The sequence below is a fragment of the Stenotrophomonas sp. 62841_Sma genome, assembly GCF_056482945.1.
On record NZ_CM151224.1, the window covers coordinates 1,988,470 to 2,008,144 of the forward strand.

Sequence of the window (19,675 nt, forward strand, 5' to 3'; positions counted from 1 at the left end):
GGGGAAAACACCGCATGGCGGTAGAAGCAGCGACCAGCGAGCTGGTCAAGGTCGTGGCCCTGTTGGGCGCGGCGGTGGTGATGGTGCCTTTGTTCCGCCGGGCCGGCCTGGGCTCGGTGCTGGGCTACTTCGCTGCCGGCCTGGCGATCGGACCGTTCGGGCTGGGCTGGTTCTCCGACCCGCAGGCCATCCTGCATACCGCCGAGCTCGGCGTGGTGATGTTCCTGTTCGTGATCGGCCTGGAGATGCGGCCCTCACACCTGTGGAGCCTGCGCAAGGAAATCTTCGGGCTGGGCACGCTGCAGATCGTCACCTGTGCGCTGGTGCTGACCAGTATCGCCAAGCTGTTCGGCCTGCCATGGCAGGTGGCCTTCATCGGTGCCACCGGCTTCGTGCTGACCTCCACCGCGGTGGTGATGCAGCTGCTGGCCGAGCGTGGTGACATCGCGCTGCCGTCGGGGCAGAAGATCGTCTCCATCCTGCTGTTCGAAGACCTGCTGATCGTGCCGCTGCTGGCGCTGGTGGCCTGGATGGGCCCGAGCGCGGGCAGTGCCGACGGCGAAGGCTCGCGCTGGCTGTCGGTGGCGATCGGCGTCGGTGCCATCGTCGGCCTGGTGCTGGTCGGCCGCTTCCTGCTCAACCCACTGTTCCGCGTGCTGGCCGAATCGAAGGCGCGCGAGGTGATGACCGCCGCCGCGCTGCTGGTGGTGCTGGGTGCAGCGCTGCTGATGCAGCTGTCCGGCCTGTCGATGGCGATGGGCGCGTTCCTGGCTGGTGTGCTGCTGAGCGAGTCGACCTTCCGCCACCAGATCGAGGCGGACATTGAACCGTTCCGCGGCATCCTGCTCGGCCTGTTCTTCCTCAGCGTCGGCATGGCGCTGGACCTGGGCGTGGTGGCTGGCAACTGGCAGCTGATCCTCGGCCTGGTGCTGGCGTTGATGGCGGCCAAGGCGCTGTGCATCTACGTGGTGGCGCGCATCATGGGCAGCGACCACGCGCAGGCGCTGGACCGTGGCGTGCTGATGGCGCAGGGCGGCGAGTTCGCCTTCGTACTGTTCTCTGCTGCCGCATCGGCCGGCGTGATCGACCTGGAGATCAATGCCAACTTCACCGCCGTGGTGGTGCTGTCGATGGCACTGACCCCGCTGGTGGTGCTGGTCTACAAGCGCATCGCACCGAAGCCGACGGTGAACATGGACGGCGTGGACGAGGCCGACGGCCTGTCCGGCAGCGTGCTGCTGATCGGCTTCGGCCGCTTCGGCCAGGTTGCCAGCCAGTCGCTGTTGGCGCGCGACGTGGACGTGACCATCATCGACAACGATGTGGAGATGATCCAGAGCGCCGCGCGCTTCGGTTTCAAGATCTACTACGGCGATGGCACGCGTCTGGATGTGCTGCATGCTTCGGGCGCGGCCAACGCGCGTGCGATTGCGGTGTGCGTGGACAAGGCCGAAGCGGCTGATCGCATCGTTGAACTGGTGGCGCATGAGTTCCCGCAGGCCAAGCTGATGGTGCGCTCGTTCGACCGCGAGCATTCGCTGCGGCTGATCCATGCCGGTGTCGATTTCCAGATCCGCGAGACCTTTGAATCGGCGGTGCTGTTTGGCCAGGCCGCGCTGGTGGAGCTGGGGGCGGATGAGGATGACGCGGTGGAGATTGCAGAGCAGATCCGCCGTCGTGATGCCGAGCGCTTCGAGCTGGAAATTGCCGGTGGCGGTTTGAATGCCGGCGCACGGATGATCTACGGCAACAGCCCGCAGGGCGTACCGACGCCGACCCCGTTCACCGCACCGAAGCGCGCGAGCAAGACGCTGAACCCGCAGGACGTGCCGGAAGAGGAAGAATAAAGCCCGGTAGTGCCGGCCGCTGGCCGGCAACCTCAGTGCACCATCCGTCGGTAGTGCCGGCCGCTGGCCGGCAAATACGGAAACGTTCCGACGTCATGAGGTTGCCGGCCAGCGGCCGGCACTACCGGAGGTTGGCAATTTGCGTAACCCCGGCGTCAGAGCCCTTTGCCTGCGGCAAAGGGATCCGACCCCATTCCGCGGTGGGCGAGGGGGCCTGAATCGGGGACAATAGCGTCCCCGCCGCCCCACGCCTGCTCCCGATGACCGATTCCGCCCCCCAGCTTCCTGCCCGCATCCTTGATGGCCGCCGCATCGCCGAGGACCTGCTCGACAGCCTGAAGGTGCGCGTCGACGCGCGCGTGGCCGCCGGCGGCAGCCGCCCGGGCCTGGCCGTGGTGCTGGTCGGTGGCGACCCGGCCTCGACCGTCTACGTGCGCAACAAGCGCCGTGCCGCCGAGAAGGTCGGCATCGAAGCGCACGACTACGACCTGCCGGCCGGTACCACCGAAGCCGAACTGCTCGACCTGATCGACCAGCTCAACGCCGATCCGAAGATCAACGGCATCCTGATCCAGCTGCCGCTGCCGGGCATCCCCGACGCGCGCCGGCTGATCCAGCGCATCGACCCGCGCAAGGACGTGGACGGCTTCCACCCGGAAAACGTCGGCCACCTGGCCCTGCGCGAGTTCGGCCTGCGCCCGTGCACCCCGCGCGGCATCACCACGCTGCTGGGCCACACCGACCAGCCGGTGCGCGGCCGCAACGCCACCATCGTGGGCGTGAGCAACCACGTCGGCCGCCCGATGGGCCTGGAGCTGCTGATTGCCGGCTGCACCGTGACCAGCTGCCACAAGTTCACCCCCAAGGACGTGCTGGAACAGGCCGTGCGCAACGCCGACATCCTGGTGGTGGCGGTGGGCCGCCCGGGCATCGTGCCGGGCGAGTGGGTGAAGCCGGGCGCGGTGGTGATCGATGTGGGCATCAACCGGTTGGATGACGGTCGCCTGGTGGGTGATGTCGGGTTTGAAGCGGCGGCCCAGCGGGCGAGCTGGATCACCCCGGTGCCCGGTGGTGTGGGCCCGATGACCGTGGCCACCTTGATGCAGAACACCCTGGAAGCGGCGGAAGCGCTGAGCTGACCTGCTGTTGGGGAGATCTGCCGTCGGTGGGTGCCGACCGTTGGTCGGCACAATGCCAGAGGGGTGGGGCTCCTGCTGGGGCACTGGTGTCTGAGAGAGAGTGCGGACCAACGGTCCGCACCCACCACAGGCAGGCCGACGACCGGCTGTTGGTAGGTGCCAACCTTGGTTGGCACAATCCGTCCGCCGCTGGACCCCAGATGGGGTGACGGCCCCTCCTTGTTTGTGCCAACCAAGGTTGGCACCTACCAAAGGCGGTGCGTTTGGGTGCCCTGAACGGATCACCGCTGGCGCGACACTGTGTCGCGCAGAAATCCAATTCTGGCTACCAAAAAATGCTGTTCTTGGCTCCAGAAACAGGGTAAAATGTCGCGCTTCCCCACATCTCGGGTATGCCGATGCTGCGCATCCAGGCTGAAGCACTCACTTACGACGACGTCTCGCTCGTCCCCGCCCATTCGACCATCCTGCCCAAGGACGTCAACCTCGAAACGCGGTTGACGCGCGACCTGAAGCTGAAGCTTCCGATCCTGTCCGCAGCCATGGATACCGTCACCGAAGCCCGCCTGGCCATCGCCATGGCACAGCTCGGCGGCATGGGCATCATCCACAAGAATCTCAGCCTGGAACAGCAGGCCGCGGAAGTGGCCAAGGTCAAGAAGTTCGAGGCCGGTGTCATCCGCGACCCGATCACCGTCGGCCCGGAAACCACCATCCGCGACGTGCTGGCCCTGACCCAGGCGCACAACATCTCCGGCGTGCCGGTGGTGGGCAGCGACGGCCTGCTGGCCGGCATCGTGACCCACCGCGACATGCGCTTCGAGACCGAGCTGGACGATCCGGTCCGCCACATCATGACCAAGAAGGATCGTCTGATCACGGTCAAGGAAGGCGCCGCGTCTGACGAAGTGCTGCAGCTGCTGCACCGCAACCGCATCGAAAAGGTGCTGGTGGTCAATGATTCGTTCGAACTGCGTGGCCTGATCACCGTCAAGGACATCCAGAAGAACACCGACTTCCCGAACGCTGCCAAGGATCTGTCGACCCGCCTGCTGGTCGGCGCCGCCGTCGGCGTCGGTGGCGATACCGATCGCCGCGTGGAAGCGCTGGTCGCCGCCGGCGTGGACGTGATCGTGGTCGATACCGCGCACGGCCACTCGCAGGGCGTGCTGGACCGCGTCAGCTGGGTCAAGAAGAACTTCCCGAACGTGCAGGTCATCGGTGGCAACATCTGCACCGGCGAAGCCGCACTGGCGCTGCTGGACAGCGGCGCGGACGCAGTGAAGGTCGGCATCGGCCCGGGCTCGATCTGCACCACCCGCGTCGTCGCCGGTGTCGGCGTGCCGCAGGTCACCGCCATCGACCTGGTGGCCGAAGCGCTGCAGGACCGCATCCCGCTGATCGCCGATGGTGGCATCCGCTACTCGGGCGACATCGGCAAGGCGCTGGCCGCTGGTGCCTCGACCATCATGGTCGGTGGCCTGCTGGCCGGTACCGAGGAATCGCCGGGCGAGACCGAGCTGTACCAGGGCCGTTCGTACAAGAGCTACCGCGGCATGGGTTCGCTGGCTGCCATGGAAAAGGGGTCCAAGGACCGCTACTTCCAGGACGCCGCCACCGCCGACAAGCTGGTGCCGGAAGGCATCGAAGGCCGCGTGCCGTACCGCGGCCCGGTGGGCGGCATCATCCACCAGCTGATGGGCGGCCTGCGCGCCACCATGGGCTACGTGGGCTGCGCCACCATCGAAGACATGCGCAGCAAGCCCAAGTTCGTGAAGATCAGCGGCGCCGGCCAGCGTGAGAGCCACGTCCACGACGTGACGATCACCAAAGAGCCGCCGAACTACCGCGCCTGATGCGCTTGCGAACTGCTCTTGCGATTACGGGCAGCCTGCTGATGGCAGGCTGTTCGTTGTCCGAACCGCCGCCGCGCTCCGGGTCTCCGGGCGCGGCGGTTTCGCAATTGCAGGACGTGCAGGCCTGCCAGAACGCGTTCTCGCTGCCGAAGGGCTGGCAGGTGCAGGCCGCTGGCGAGCAGCGCTGGCGGCTGAAAGGCACTGGCGAGCGCCCGCTGCAGGTCACGCTGCAATGCATTACCGAGCTGCTACACGGGCCGGATGATCCGGTGCTGACGCCGGTACTGGGCGCGCTGGAGCCCGCACGGATGAGCGTGCGCTGGGCGTCCTGGGGCGCTGCGGATTCGGGCGTCTCGATGGCGGCGCTGCAACGGCGCACCGTACCCGGCACCGACGTGCAGGAAATCGCCGAGCTGCCGCGCGCTGACCGCTCCAACCCCAACGCACCGCACGGCCTGCTGATGCTGCGCTGGGACGAGGAAGACACCTCACATATTCAACAACGCGAGGCGTTCATCGCCACGCTGACGCAGAGCCTTGAAGCGCCGGGCGCTGCGAAAAACACCACTGGAACGGCACCATGACCAACATCCATAACGACAAGATCCTCATCCTCGATTTCGGCGCGCAGTACACGCAGCTGATCGCCCGCCGCATCCGCGAGCTGGGCGTCTACTGCGAAATCTGGGCGTGGGACCACAACCCGGCCGACATCGCCGCGTTCGGCGCCAAGGGCATCATCCTGTCCGGTGGCCCGGAATCGACCACGCTGCCGGGTGCCCCGGCCGCGCCGCAGGAAGTGTTCGATAGCGGCCTGCCGATCTTCGGCATCTGCTACGGCATGCAGACCCTGGCTGCCCAGCTGGGCGGTGCCACCGAAGCCGCTGACCAGCGCGAATTCGGCCACGCCGAAGTGAACGTCATCAATCCCGATGCACTGTTCAAGGGCCTGAGCGACCACGGCGGCGAGCCGAAGCTGAATGTCTGGATGAGCCACGGCGACCACGTCTCCGTCGCGCCGCCGGGCTTCACCATCACCGCCACCACCGACCGCATTCCGGTGGCCGCCATGGCCAACGAAGAAAAGCGCTGGTACGGCGTGCAGTTCCACCCGGAAGTGACCCACACCCTGCAGGGCCAGGCGCTGCTGCGCCGCTTCGTGGTGGACGTGTGCGGCTGCCAGACCCTGTGGACCGCCGCCAACATCATCGACGACCAGATCGCCCGTGTGCGCGAACAGGTGGGCGATGACGAAGTGATCCTGGGCCTGTCCGGCGGCGTCGATTCGTCCGTGGTGGCTGCGCTGCTGCACAAGGCCATCGGCGAGAAGCTGACCTGCGTGTTCGTGGATACCGGCCTGCTGCGCTGGCAGGAAGGCGACCAGGTGATGGCGATGTTTGCCGAGCACATGGGCGTGAAGGTGGTGCGCGTGAATGCCGCCGACCGTTACTTCGCCGCGCTGGAAGGCGTGAGCGACCCGGAAGCCAAGCGCAAGATCATCGGCAATCTGTTCGTTGAGATCTTCGACGAAGAATCGAACAAGCTGAAGAACGCCAAGTGGCTGGCGCAGGGCACCATCTACCCGGACGTGATCGAGTCGGCCGGCAGCAAGACCGGCAAGGCGCATGTGATCAAGAGCCACCACAACGTGGGCGGCCTGCCGGAGCACATGAAGCTGGGCCTGGTGGAGCCGCTGCGCGAGCTGTTCAAGGACGAAGTGCGTCGCCTCGGCGTTGAACTGGGCCTGCCGCGCACCATGGTCTACCGCCACCCGTTCCCGGGCCCGGGCCTGGGCGTGCGTATCCTGGGCGAAGTGAAGCGCGAATACGCCGAGCTGCTGGCCAAGGCCGATGCCATCTTCATTGATGAGCTGCGCAAGGCCGACCTGTACGACAAGACCAGCCAGGCGTTTGCCGTGTTCCTGCCGGTGAAGTCGGTGGGCGTGGTGGGTGACGCGCGCGCTTATGAGTGGGTGATTGCGCTAAGGGCGGTGGAGACGATTGACTTCATGACGGCGCATTGGGCGCATCTGCCGTATGAGTTCCTGGGTACGGTGAGCAACCGGATCATAAATGAGTTGCGGGGGGTTTCGCGGGTTGTCTATGACATCTCGGGGAAGCCGCCGGCGACTATTGAGTGGGAGTGAGTTGAAAGAACGAGGGCGCCGAGAGGCGCCCTTGTTGGTCGAGGGACGACCGTCCTCGGATTGGACTGGAGCACCATTCATGTCAGAGGAGGCGAGATTCTGCGTGAGGAGGCTCGGCCCAACTCTCACTGTCGCAAGTTGGTAGACTGATGTCAGTAAGCTGAATTGGGGCCGATGGGCATCGGCGAAAATGTTAAAGGGCAAAAGAGGGGCTGAATGGACGTTTTTTCGCTTCGTAAGCATCTGATTAGGGACTACAGTCAGTTTGCGCGTTCATTCACGTCAATTCGCGCCACGGATCTGCGCCAAGGTGTAGATGAGATTTACAGCAGTGGACGCTTTTGGCCTGAGCCTCTGATTCAAATCAACCCTAGGTACAGCCCTGGCCGGAATACATCAGATCTTGTCACAACAGCGGAACTGCACCCCGCGATTGCTAAGCATTTTCCGATCGGGCTCTATTGCCACCAAGAGCAGGCTATTGCTTTCGCGAGGCAGGGAGAGAGCTTTGTCGTTACAACCGGTACCGGCTCCGGAAAATCGCTGTGTTTCTTCCTGCCAATCATTGATGCAGTTCTGCGCGCAAAGGAGCAGGATTCAACACCTCGTACTCGTGCCATCGTCATCTATCCGATGAACGCGTTAGCAAATAGTCAGCGTGAGGAACTGATCAAGTACCTTGGCGAGAATGGGCCAGTCACCTTCGCACGTTACACGGGTCAAGAAGATCAAGACGAACGCGAGCGGATAAAGAACCACCCACCGGACATTCTGCTGACGAACTTCATGATGCTGGAAATGCTCATGACCCGGCAGTCGGACCTGGATACCCAGGTCATCCGCAACTGCGAAGGCCTGCAGTTCTTGGTCCTGGACGAGTTGCACACCTACCGTGGCCGGCAGGGCGCGGACGTGGCCATGCTGGTCCGCCGCGTGCGCGAGCGCATGGCATCCGAGCAACTGCAGTGCATTGGCACGTCAGCCACGATGGCCTCCGGCGGAACGCGCGAGGACCAGAACCGGCAGGTAGCTGAGGTCGCGTCCACGTTGTTTGCGACCCGTATCCCGGCCTTCAATATCGTGACCGAGGATCTTGACCGCGCCACCAACCCGGCCAGAACGGCCGAGTCGGTGGCTGGTGAACTTGCGGCCGCAATCAACGCGGGTATCCGGCCAGACATCAGCGACGCCGACCTCCGTGACAATCCGCTCGCGATCTGGGTGGAGACGCGCTTAGGCATCACGCGTGACCAGGGGCATAAATGGGTCCGCGCACAGCCGATCACCGTGGCCAAGGCAACGGAACTGCTCGCCGCCGAGGCCGGCACCGACGAGGAACGCGCCGGTCGTGCCCTCCGCGACCTGCTGCTGATCGCGGCCATCCCCGAGAATGAGCGGCGAGCGAACGCAGACGGCAACGACCGCGCGTTCTTCGCCTTCCGTCTGCACCAGTTCATCAGCGGCGCGGGCGTGGTGTACACCGCACTTGACTCTCACGGAAGCCGTCCTGTCGAACTTGAAGGGCAGCAGTTCCTGCCGGCAGATCCGGGCAAGCGCCTGTATTCCACCTACTTCTGTCGCAGTTGTGGTCAAGACTACCACCCCGTGCGCCTGCGCAAGGTAGATGGTGGCCAGATGCTGCTGGCCCGCGACATCGACGACATGCCACACAAGGGAGACAGGGACGAAGAAGACTCCGATGCCAACGATGATGCACAGGGCGAGCGCCTAGGATTCCTGCTGGGGGACCCCAAACCAGGCGATCTGGAGTTCAGCGGCCGGATCGAGGACTACCCTGAGGCCTGGATCGAGACACCGGCCAGCGGTGAGCCTCGCCTGAAGCGCACACATCGGCATCTGGAAGCGCGACAGATTCTGGTTCAGCCCGACGGCCACGTCGGCACGGGGCGCGCGTACTGGTTTCTTCCGGGCAAGTTCCGCTTCTGTCTGCAGTGTCGCGATGTCCACGGCGCCCAGGGCAAGGACGTCAACCGGCTGGCCGCGTTGTCCGCCGAAGGCCGCAGTTCCGCAACCACTTTGTTGACCACCAGCGTCCTCCGCTGGATGCATGGTAGTACCGCGAACGGCATCGACATCGACAAGCGCAAGCTGCTGGGCTTCACCGACAATCGCCAGGATGCCGCCCTTCAGGCCGGGCACTTCAACGACTTTACCTTCGTCACCTTGCTGCGCGGTGCGATCTTCCGTGCCCTGCGCGAGGCTGGCAATGCAGGCCTGTCGGATAGTGGTCTCGGCGCGGCGGTCCGTGCGGCGCTTGGGTTCGATCGCGAACTTGCACGCGGTGAGGATCCGGGAGAGAGCCACCGCCGTGAATGGCTGCAGGATGCTGAGGCAATCGGTCGTGACCTTGCGGAAGCACTGGAAAGTCTGCGCTTCATCCTGGCTTACCGCACCTGGTACGACCAGCGCCGCGGCTGGCGCTACACCAATCCCAACCTGGAAGAGCTCGGCCTGCTGCGTGTGGGCTACCAGGATCTTGCAGAGATGTGTGCGGACGCCAACCGCTTCGCCGACGCACCGTCGTTGCTGCGCAACGCGTCGGCCAGCACGCGCGAAAACGTGTTCCGCGAATTGTTCGACTACATGCGAACAGGGCTGGCGGTCGATGCTGCGGCGCTGGACAAGCAATCGCTCGACCAGCGCCGCGATGAATCGCTTCGGTTGCTGCGCGACCCGTGGGGTTTGGGACGCGAGGAGCGTCCGGTCGGCGCGCGTTGGCTGTTCCTTCAGCCGCCGTCCGGCCGCTCGCTGCGTGGCAAGGATGAGGAGCTGATTCTGCGAGGCGGCCTGCAGACACGCCTTGGCAAGACGTTGCGTAATTCGGCCTTGTGGTCCGATCCGCACGCCGCTTCTCTGAACCGGAAGGACTATCAGGCTCTGTTCGAGGCGATGATCCGTATTGCCCAGGCAGGCGGCTTCATCCGCAAGGACGAGCACACCCTGTTCAACGTGCCCGGCTACAGGCTCAATGCCGGCCGCATGCGCTTCCTGGCGGGTGAGGGCGGCGGCAAGCGAAACAACGATTTCTTCCAGGCCCAGTACGAGACGGTGGCCGATGTGCTCGCCCAGCAGGACCGCGCCCTGTTCGCGCTGGAGGCCCGTGAGCACACCGCGCAGGTGTCCGCCGAGTTGCGTGCCCTGCGCGAGGTCCGCTTCCGCTTCGGCCCGGCCGAGCAGACCAGGCTGGCCGGGGAGCTCAAGGCCGCCTTCAGGGAGCAGGGCGAGCCTAACCGCTTCCTGCCGGTGATGTTCTGCTCGCCCACAATGGAGCTGGGCGTGGACATCTCGGCGCTCAACGCGGTGTACTTGCGCAACGTGCCGCCCACGCCGGCCAACTACGTGCAACGCGCCGGTCGTGCCGGGCGCAGCGGCCAAGCAGCGCTGGTGGTGACCTACTGCGCCGCGCGCAGCCCGCACGACCAGTACTTCTTCCGCGATCCATCGGGCATGGTGCATGGCGTGGTCAAGCCGCCGCTGCTGGATCTCGCCAACGAATCCCTGATCCGTAGCCACCTGCAGGCCGAATGGCTTGCAAGTACGGGGCAAGCACTGGACAAATCCATCGCCAACGTGGTGGATCCCGGCTTGCCCAAGGTCTCCGTGCGCGATGCGCTGACCGCCGCCATGCGAACGGAAGAAGTCACAAAGCTGGCAACCGGACGTGCGGAGCGAATCCTGTTGGCGATGGCGGACCACCTCGATGCCACCCACGCGCCGTGGTATCCGGGTGCCAGCGCCTTCGCCCAGGAAGTCGCAACGTCAGCACCCACGCAGTTCAATGCCGCTTTCAACCGCTGGCGTGACCTGCTCAGCTCGGCCCAGCGCCAGAAGCAGCTCGCGCAGAACACGCTGAACAACCTCGCCATCAACGATCGACGCGAGCGCGAGGACGCCCAGCGCCGTGACCGCCAGGCCAACGACCAGATCAGCCTGCTGCTGCACGGCAAGGATTCGTTCTCGAGTGACTTCTACACCTATCGCTACCTTGCCACCGAAGGTTTCCTGCCCGGCTACAACTTCCCGCGGTTGCCATTGATGGCCTATGTGCCGGGGCGTGCGGACGTGCGCAGTGGCAACGTGTTCCTGCAGCGGCCGCGGTTTCTGGCCCTGTCCGAGTTCGGTCCCCGCAGCCTGGTCTATCACGAGGGCCGCGCCTACCGCGTAGTAAGTGCCCGCATCGCCCTGTCCAGTGCCGAGCAGGCCACTGCTGGCGGTATGTTGTCCACCCTGGCCGCGCGGATCTGCGCGCACTGCGGCGCCGCACACTTCGCCACGCACTGGAACGACTGCCACTCCTGCGGCATGCCGCTGGCTGATGCGCACAACATCAACGGCTTGTACCGCATCGAGAACGTCGATACCCAGCCGGCCGAACGCATCACCGCCAACGACGAGGAGCGCCAGCGCCAAGCCTTTGAACTGCAGACGGTCTACGAGTGGGGTATCCGACATGGCCGCGTTGACGTGAGCACGGTGCTGGCGCAGGACGGGGACGGCGACATCCTGACCCTGCGCTACGGCTCCGGGGCCACTATCACTCGGGTCAACAAAGGCCTGCGTCGCCGTAAGAACCCTAACCAGTTCGGATTCTTCATCAACCCCCGCACCGGCTGGTGGGTGAAAGAGGACGCGGACGAAGACGACAACGGCGGGCACGACGACAAGCTCCCGCCGCAGCGCATCGTGCCTTTCGTACAAGACAACAAGAACGCGCTGCTGATGCAGCCGCACGGCGAGTGCCAACCACGCACGCTGGCGACCCTGCAGCATGCGCTCAAGCGCGGTATTGAGGCCGTGTTCCAGCTGGAGGAAGCCGAGCTGCTGGCCGAGCCACTTCCCAGTGCGGGCGAGCGCCAGGGCGTGCTGTTTTACGAGGCCACTGAAGGCGGCGCAGGCGTACTGACCCGACTGGCCAGCGATCCCGAAGCATTGGGCCAGGTCGCTCGCCAGGCCCTTCGGGTGATGCATTACGACATCCTGAACGACGGGCCGCTGCCGGTGCCGGAAGAGCTGCGGGATCTGCCGGACGTGAAGTGCGTCGCTGGCTGCTACCGTTGTCTACTGTCCTATTACAATCAGCCCGATCACGAGCTGATCGACCGGCGCGACAGCGGCGCCCTGCGCCTGCTCTGGCGCTTGGCGCAGGTCACCACTTCACTGCAGCGGCAGCCCGATACGCCAGTGCAGCTCCCGCCTGCACCGGCGATGCTCGGCTGGGCCGGCCAATGGCAGGCATCGTGCGGCGAACACGCCCCCGAACTACCTCCGCCGGCCAGCGCCGAAGCCGATGGCCAAGTGGTGCTGTATTGGCCCCACCACTACGCCGCAGCCGCTTTGCCCGACACGCCCCGCGAACTGCAAGCCGCTTGGGAAGACCGCGGCTACAGTTTCATCCGTTTCCCAGCCGACACCGCCGCCTGGCCGCCGCTGTTCCAGCGCTTGGGCCGGCTGCTTGGCATCTGATTGCGTCCTTGATGAACACATCCGCTCTGCAATTCCCCCCCGGCTCCCTGGTCCGCGCCCGCGGCCGTGAATGGATTGTCCAACCGGGCAGCGTTGCCCCATTGTTGCATTTGCGCCCGCTGTCCGGCAGCGAGGACGAAGGCGCTGTGATCCACGCCGTATTGGAGCCGAATATCGGCTCCGCTCACTTCCCCGTGCCCGATCCCAACCAGGAAGGCAGCCAGCATGACGCCATCCTGCTCGCCGATGCGTTGCGCATGGCGTTGCGTCGCGGTGCCGGCCCATTCCGCTGCTTCGGCAATATCTCAGTTGAGCCGCGCACCTACCAGCTCGTGCCCCTCTTGATGGCCCTGCGGCTGGATCCGGTGCGTTTGCTTATCGCCGACGATGTCGGTATCGGTAAGACCATCGAGGCCGCGTTGATCGCACGTGAGCTGTACGACCGTGGTGAAATTCAGCGCATGGCCGTGCTGTGCCCGCCGCATCTGGTCGAGCAATGGGTGCGTGAGCTCAACGAGCGCTTCCACATCGCCGCCGTAGCCGTCACCTCCAGCAATGCCGCGCGCCTAGAGCGCGGCTTGCCGATCGGCGACTCGATCTTCCAGGCTCACCCCTTTACTGTGGTTAGCCTGGATTACATCAAGTCCGACCGGCATCGCCATGATTTCATCCGCGCCTGCCCCGATTTCGTCATCGTCGATGAGGCTCATACCTGCGTCAGCGCCGGCCAGGCCCGCCAGCAGCGTTTTGAGCTGCTGCGAGCAATCTCCTCTGACACTGAACGCCACCTGGTCCTGCTCACCGCCACCCCGCACAGTGGAGACCAGGAAGCTTTCTATAGCCTGCTGGCCCTGCTCAAGCGCGAGTTCGCCCAGTTCGCGACGGTCAGTGGGGCGAACAAGGAATCGCTGCGCGAACAGCTTGCCCAACACTTCGTCCAGCGCCGCCGCCCGGACATCGACGAGTGGCAGGACGGCAGTGTGTTTCCCAAGCGCGACGTCACCGAAATCACCTACAGGCTAACCGGCCAGTGGGACCGGTTCTTCCAGGAAGTGCTCGACTACTGCCGCGACGTCACCCAGCGCGCTGGCGACGATGCCCGTCGCCAGCGCCTGAGCTTCTGGGGCACCTTGGCGCTGACGCGCTGTGTGGCCTCCAGTCCGGCCGCCGCGGTGCAAGCCCTGCGAACCCGGCTGTTGGCCGAGCAGATCGACAATGCCCCGGAGGAAGTACTGCAGGCGCTGTTCGATGGCAGCGAAGATGCCCTGGAGCAGGATGATGTGGCCCCTGCCGCAGATACGGGGGACCCGGCCCTGTATGCGTTGCTGGCCCAGGCACGCGCATTTGTTGGCGAGGAAGACGACCCCAAGCTGTGCCTGCTGCGCGAGCACCTCAGGCAACTCATCGCAGATGGCTTCAACCCTGTGGTGTTCTGCCGCTATATCGCCACCGCCAACTACTTGCGCGATCACTTGGACGGTAAGTTCCGCGGCGTCACCGTGGACGTGGTCACAGGCGAGTTCCCGTCCGAGGAGCGCGAGCGCCGTGTCGAGGCCTTGGGTGAAGCCGAACGCCGCCTGCTTATCGCAACCGACTGCCTGTCCGAAGGCGTCAACCTTCAGCAGCATCTAGACGCAGTGGTCCACTACGACCTCTCCTGGAACCCGACTCGCCACGAACAGCGCGAAGGTCGCGTAGATCGCTTCGGCCAGATCAGCCCGAGAGTACGCGCCACCTTGATGTACGGCGCCAACAACCCGGTCGATGGTGCGGTGCTGCAGGTGATCCTGCGTAAGGCCGAAAAGATCAAGCAGGAACTTGGCGTGCCGGTGCCACTACCCGACGATGACCACACGCTTACCCAGGCACTGATGAAGGCGGTGATGCTGCGCAGCGAGCGCGCTGGTGGCCCCCAGCAGAACTTCGATTTCGGAAGCTACGAAGAAGGCCGCGAACTGGAGCTGCGTTGGACCGATCTCGCCGAGAAGGCCAAGCGCAACCGCACAGTCTTCGCCCAGCGTCGTCTGCGGCCCGCCGATGTGCTGCCCGAATGGGAGCGCATGAAGGCCATACTCGGTGACAGTGACGACGTCAGGCGCTTCACGTCCGAGGCCATGTCCCGGCTTGGTGCCGGCCTGACTTTCGGCCACAGGCGCGGCGCCAACGCCCCGCTCACCGCCCTGCCGCGCGTGTTGCGTGAACGCCTGGAGGCCGCTGGCCTGGAAGGCGACATCGGTATCGACTTCACTCACCCGCCTGCGGCCCGCTGCCGCTACATCAGCCGCAGCCACCCGTTGGTCAGCACTCTGGCTAATGAGCTGCTGGAGCGCGCCGTCAGCGGCGAAACCCGGGACAATCAGCAGCTTGCCACTCTCGGTCGCATCGGCGTCTGGCGCAGCCCTGCCGTGAACAGCGTCACCACCGTGCTGCTGCTGCGCCTGCGCCACCAGATCACTACCACACGCTCCGGCCGCAGCAGCGTGCTGCTGGTGGAAGAAGCCCTGCCGGTGGCCTGGCAGGGCCGCGCCAACCCGACCGAAGTGCAGGGCGACCAGCTGCTCGCCTGGCTGCAGGCTCCGGCCAGCGGCAACTTGCCCGAGCCCGTGCGCCAGCGCGAGATGCAGAACGTGCTGGCCTTACTCGACGAACGCGGCGATGCTCTGAATGCCATCGCCGATGCCCAGGCCGAGCGCCTGCTGGCCGACCACCGCCGCGTCCGCCAGGCTGCCGATGCGCGTGGCCGTTACGAGGTGCGTGCGCTCATGCCCGTGGATGTCATCGGCGTCTTCGTGCTGATGCCCGGGGCTGCCGTATGAGCCGTCGCGACACCACCTTGGAATTTGACGCGATCCATATCGAAGGCGGCCTCCTGCCCGCCGAATGGCTCGCCAACATCGCCGCTCTCAAGGCCGTCCACCAGTCGCCTACCGACTACGGCATCCCGAAGGGCCTGAACTTACGTGACGAAGCTGGCCGCTACTGGCGCATCGCCCAGGCCCACTGGAGCGAGTTCGCCAACGCCCGCGCCCAGGCCGAAAATCCTCACGCCCTGGCCAGCCGCTTCGCGCAGGCGCTTATGCGCGAAGTCTTCGGCGCGACCGACCTGCAAGCGCACGGCGCACCGGTTGAGATCGGCGAACGCCTGTATCCCCTCACTGCAACCGCCCGCGAAGGCCGACTACCATTGGTCATCGCCGCTGCCGGCCAACGATTGGACGAACGCGACCGCCGCTTCGGCGACAGCGGTCGCCAGCGTAGTGCCTTCGGCCTGCTACAGGACTACCTCAATGCCAGCGATGCGGCCCTGTGGGGCATCGCCAGCAACGGCCGCGTGCTGCGCCTGGCGCGCGACAACGCCAGCCTCACCCGCCCTGCTTGGATCGAGGCCGACCTGGAACGCATCTTCAGCGAAGAGCGCTATGCCGACTTCTCCCTGCTGTGGCTGCTGATCCACGCCAGTCGCTTCGGCAACGCGGATACGGCCGTGGCGCAGTGCCCGCTCGAGGCCTGGCGCGAGGCCAGCAAGGAGCAGGGGACGCGCGCTCGCGATAAGCTCCGCCAAGGTGTGGAAGAAGCACTGCTCGCGCTAGGGCAGGGCTTCCTGTCCGAAGCTGCCAACCAGCCGCTGCGCGATGTGTTGGCTAACGGCACGCTGGACCGCGACGCTTACTTCCAGCAACTGCTGCGCTTGGTCTACAGGTTGATCTTCCTGCTAACCATTGAGGAACGCGGACTGCTGCACCCGGCTGATGCTAACCTGGATGCGATCAAGCTCTATACCGACGGCTACAGCCTGCGTCGTCTGCGCGAACGTGCCCGCACCCGCCGTGCCTTCGACCGCTATGCTGACCTATGGGACGGATTAAACCCAGTTTTTAACGGCTTGGCCCATGGGCAGCCGCTGTTGGCCCTGCCGGCGCTTGGCGGCCTGTTTGCCGAAGACCAGTGTCCGCACTTGGACGGCAGCACCTTGGGTAATGCCGCCCTGCTCGAAGCTGTGTCCAAACTCGGCTGGATGCGCGACGGCCGCAGCCTCACCCGCATCAACTGGCGCGACATGGGCCCGGAAGAGTTGGGCAGCGTCTACGAAAGCCTGTTGGAATTGGTGCCCGACATCAGTGCCGATGGTCGCATGTTCCGCTTTGCCAATGCGGATGCGTCCAAGGGCAATGCGCGCAAGACGAGCGGCAGCTACTACACGCCAGACGCGCTGGTGCAGGAGCTGCTGAATTCTGCGCTGGATCCGGTGATCGCCCAGCGCACCGCAGGTGCTGCAGATCCCGAAGCCGCGCTACTGTCCATTACCGTCTGTGACCCGGCTTGCGGCAGCGGCCACTTCCTGCTCGGTGCGGCGCGCCGTCTGGCCACGCGTCTGGCCCAGCTCCGTGTGCAGGGCACGCCTAGTGGTGAAGACTTCCGCCATGCGATGCGTGATGTGGTCACTCACTGCATCTTCGGTGTGGACCGCAACCCCATGGCTATCGAGCTGGCGCGCATGTCGCTGTGGCTGGAAGCAATGACGCCTGACAAGCCGCTCGGCTTCCTTGACCACCACCTGCAGTGTGGCGATGCCTTGCTGGGTCTGACCGACTTGACCGCACTGGAGCAGGGCATCCCCAAGGATGCCTACAAGGCTCTGTCCGGCGACGACAAGGAAGTCTGCAAGGAGCTGACAAAGCGCAACGCCGCCGAACTCAAGGATCTTGCGCGCAAGCGCACTGCGCAGAGCTTCGGCCAGCGCGACCTGCAGGGTCTGCAGGTAGGCGGGTTGGATCGTCTGCAGGCGTTGGAAGCACTGCCGGATGCCACGCTTGAGCAAATCGCTACAAAGCAGGCTGCTTGGCGGAGCTTCGCCGAAGAATCCACCGACAGCCCCCTGCGCCACGCCGCAGATATGCTGCTGGCAGCCTTCCTTCTGCCCAAGTCCAACGCTACTCAGGACACTGTACCCACCACCGCCACCGTAGTGCTGGAACTGCTGGGCGAGCACGCCGCCCCCGGCCATGCCGGCAAGCGCGCCTCAACCCGCGAAGCCTGCACGGAAGCCCGCGTGTTGCACTGGCCGCTTGCCTTCCCGCTGGTGCACGCGGCCGGCGGCTTCGCCTGCGTGCTCGGCAACCCGCCCTGGGAGCGGATCAAACTGCAGGAGGAGGAGTTCTTCGCCAGTCGCAACACGGACGTGGCCGAAGCGAAGAACAAGGCCGAGCGCAGCCAGCGCATCCAGTGGCTGAGCGAGGGCATGCTGGCTGCGCAACTGCAGCCCGAAGCCGGGTGCATTGAGGTGCAGGTACTGGCCGAGCGGCGCCTGTATCGCGAGTTCCTGAGCGCACGCCGCAGCGCCGAGGCCGCCAGTGCGTTTGCCCACGTCAAGCGCGACGACAGCGGTCGCTATCCGCTCACCGGCGTCGGCGACGTGAACACCTATGCGCTGTTTGCCGAGACCATCAGTCAGGTCATGGCGGATTCCGGGCGCTCGGGCTTCATCGTGCCCACCGGCATTGCCACCGACGACAGCACCAAAGCCTACTTCGGCGATATCACCCAGCGTGGGCAGCTGGTTAGCCTGTACGACCTGGAAAACCGCGAGAAGCTATTTCCGGCAGTCGACAGCCGCATGAAGTTCTGCCTGCTGACGCTGGGCGCGGCCGAGCGCGCGCAGTTCGTGTGCTTCGCCACCCAAGTGGCGCAACTCCACGACCCGCAGCGCTGCTTCACCCTGACGCCCGACGAGTTCCGCCTGATCAACCCCAACACGCTCACCTGTCCGGTGTTCCGCAGCGAGCGTGATGCGGAGCTGACCAAGAAGCTCTACCGCGCCGCACCGGTTCTGATCGATGAAGGGCGGTCGAACGGCAACCCATGGGACATCCGCTTCATGACGATGTTCCACATGTCCAACGACAGCCATCTGTTCGCAGATGCGCCGGGCGCCGGCCGGCTGCCATTGTACGAAGCCAAGCTGATCCACCAGTTCGACCATCGCTGGGCAACGTATGGTGAGGACGGTAATAGCCGTGACGTTACACTGGCCGAGAAGTCAGATTCGACCTTCGTGGTGATGCCGCGGTATTGGGTGGATGGAACCGAGGTTACCCAGCGACTTGTCGACAGGAGCTGGGAGCGGCAGTGGCTGATGGGGTGGCGCGATATCTGCCGCTCCACGGACGAACGCACCGTGATTGCCAGCTTGGTGCCGGTTTCTGGTGTCGGAAATCAGATGCCGCTGATGTTGTTCTCCGCGAAAAATGACGGCCGACAGTGGGCCGCATTGCTTGGTAATCTCTGTGCGTTGGCCTTCGACTTTGTGGCACGTCATAAAGCCGGCGGCACTCATATGAACTATTTCATCTACAAGCAGCTTCCGGTACTCCCGCCGACGCGTTACTCCGAGTCCGATCTCGTATTCATCTTCCCGCGCGTACTGGAACTGACTTACACCGCCCACGACCTCGCCCCATGGGCGCGCGATCTCGGCTACGACGGCCCACCGTTTACCTTTGACCCGGACCGCCGCGCCATCCTCCGCGCCGAGCTGGACGCCTACTACGCGCGCCTTTACGGCCTCACCCGCGACGAGCTGCGCTACATACTCGACCCCGCCGACATCATGGGCGCCGACTACCCGAGTGAAACCTTCCGCGTGCTCAAGAACAACGAGGTCCGCGAGTTCGGCGAGTACCGCACCCGCCGCCTGGTGCTGGAGGCGTGGGATGCGCTGGAGGATAAGCAGCCAGTTGCGGCTGGGACGCCGGAAACTGCTCGGCGAGTTTCCCCGCGACATGCTTATGCCAAGGATGCGACTCCCGCGTCGGTGGCCGAAGAATGGCTGGCAGGTCTGCTCTGCGATGTGCTTCTGCAGGCGGGAGCGCAAGACGATACTCGGTTGCGACAGATCGTCACCATGCAGTTGCCTGCGGATACCCAGTATGCGGACGTACTGGCCGAATGGCTGATACCCATCGGAGCTGGACGCCTTCCACAAATCCTAGGTTGGCTTCGTACGCTGCTTGGTGTCCCCATAACGGCGCCGCTTTCCATCCGGGATCCAAAGGCACTGTCCGAGGTGATCGGAGACCATCGCACTGAGTCACTGGCACGCGCAGTGATCGAGGCTCGTCGTCAGCGCGACATCGAAGTGAACGAGGTCATGGAGGCCGCCGCTCCGGCGACGGAGTCTGACCAATATCGGAAAAGTGGATAGCG

Annotated in this window: 8 protein-coding genes; all 8 read left to right on the forward strand. The window is 64.9% G+C overall.

Annotated elements, in window-relative coordinates; genetic code table 11:
- The first annotated feature begins 14 nt into the window (after positions 1-14).
- Complete coding sequence (locus ACZK5G_RS09405; RefSeq protein WP_478466124.1) at positions 15-1,847, forward strand: monovalent cation:proton antiporter-2 (CPA2) family protein; 1,833 nt, start codon at positions 15-17, stop codon at positions 1,845-1,847.
- A 260-nt stretch (positions 1,848-2,107) separates the two neighbouring features.
- Positions 2,108-2,986: a bifunctional methylenetetrahydrofolate dehydrogenase/methenyltetrahydrofolate cyclohydrolase FolD gene (gene folD, locus ACZK5G_RS09410; protein ID WP_014036908.1), complete on the forward strand. Its 879-nt coding sequence runs from the start codon at positions 2,108-2,110 to the stop codon at positions 2,984-2,986.
- A gap of 398 nt (positions 2,987-3,384) precedes the next feature.
- Entirely contained in the window at positions 3,385-4,842 is a 1,458-nt protein-coding gene (gene guaB, locus ACZK5G_RS09415; protein WP_005409308.1) for an IMP dehydrogenase, read from the forward strand.
- Between the two features lie 107 nt (positions 4,843-4,949).
- On the forward strand, positions 4,950-5,426 hold the full coding sequence (locus ACZK5G_RS09420) for a hypothetical protein (protein ID WP_478466509.1): 477 nt from the start codon (positions 4,950-4,952) through the stop codon (positions 5,424-5,426).
- Positions 5,423-6,988, forward strand: coding sequence for a glutamine-hydrolyzing GMP synthase (gene guaA / locus ACZK5G_RS09425; protein ID WP_005409309.1), 1,566 nt, complete (start codon positions 5,423-5,425; stop codon positions 6,986-6,988). The genes ACZK5G_RS09420 and guaA overlap by 4 nt, the downstream gene beginning before the upstream one ends.
- A 216-nt stretch (positions 6,989-7,204) precedes the next feature.
- The gene (locus tag ACZK5G_RS09430) at positions 7,205-12,472 is read left to right on the forward strand and encodes a DEAD/DEAH box helicase (RefSeq protein WP_478466125.1); all 5,268 of its coding nucleotides are present in this window, start codon (positions 7,205-7,207) and stop codon (positions 12,470-12,472) included.
- Positions 12,473-12,483: 11 nt separating this feature from the next.
- Positions 12,484-15,288: a helicase-related protein gene (locus ACZK5G_RS09435; RefSeq protein WP_478466126.1), complete on the forward strand. Its 2,805-nt coding sequence runs from the start codon at positions 12,484-12,486 to the stop codon at positions 15,286-15,288.
- Positions 15,285-19,673, forward strand: coding sequence for an Eco57I restriction-modification methylase domain-containing protein (locus ACZK5G_RS09440; RefSeq protein ID WP_478466128.1), 4,389 nt, complete (start codon positions 15,285-15,287; stop codon positions 19,671-19,673). The genes ACZK5G_RS09435 and ACZK5G_RS09440 overlap by 4 nt, the downstream gene beginning before the upstream one ends.
- The last annotated feature ends 2 nt before the right edge of the window (positions 19,674-19,675 follow it).

Coding starts and splice junctions, on each gene's coding strand:
- ACZK5G_RS09405 (WP_478466124.1), top strand. CDS start 15: ATGGCGGTAGAAGCAGCGACCAGCGAGCTGGTCAAGGTCGTGGCCCTG.
- folD (WP_014036908.1), top strand. CDS start 2,108: ATGACCGATTCCGCCCCCCAGCTTCCTGCCCGCATCCTTGATGGCCGC.
- guaB (WP_005409308.1), top strand. CDS start 3,385: ATGCTGCGCATCCAGGCTGAAGCACTCACTTACGACGACGTCTCGCTC.
- guaA (WP_005409309.1), top strand. CDS start 5,423: ATGACCAACATCCATAACGACAAGATCCTCATCCTCGATTTCGGCGCG.
- ACZK5G_RS09430 (WP_478466125.1), top strand. CDS start 7,205: ATGGACGTTTTTTCGCTTCGTAAGCATCTGATTAGGGACTACAGTCAG.
- ACZK5G_RS09435 (WP_478466126.1), top strand. CDS start 12,484: ATGAACACATCCGCTCTGCAATTCCCCCCCGGCTCCCTGGTCCGCGCC.
- ACZK5G_RS09440 (WP_478466128.1), top strand. CDS start 15,285: ATGAGCCGTCGCGACACCACCTTGGAATTTGACGCGATCCATATCGAA.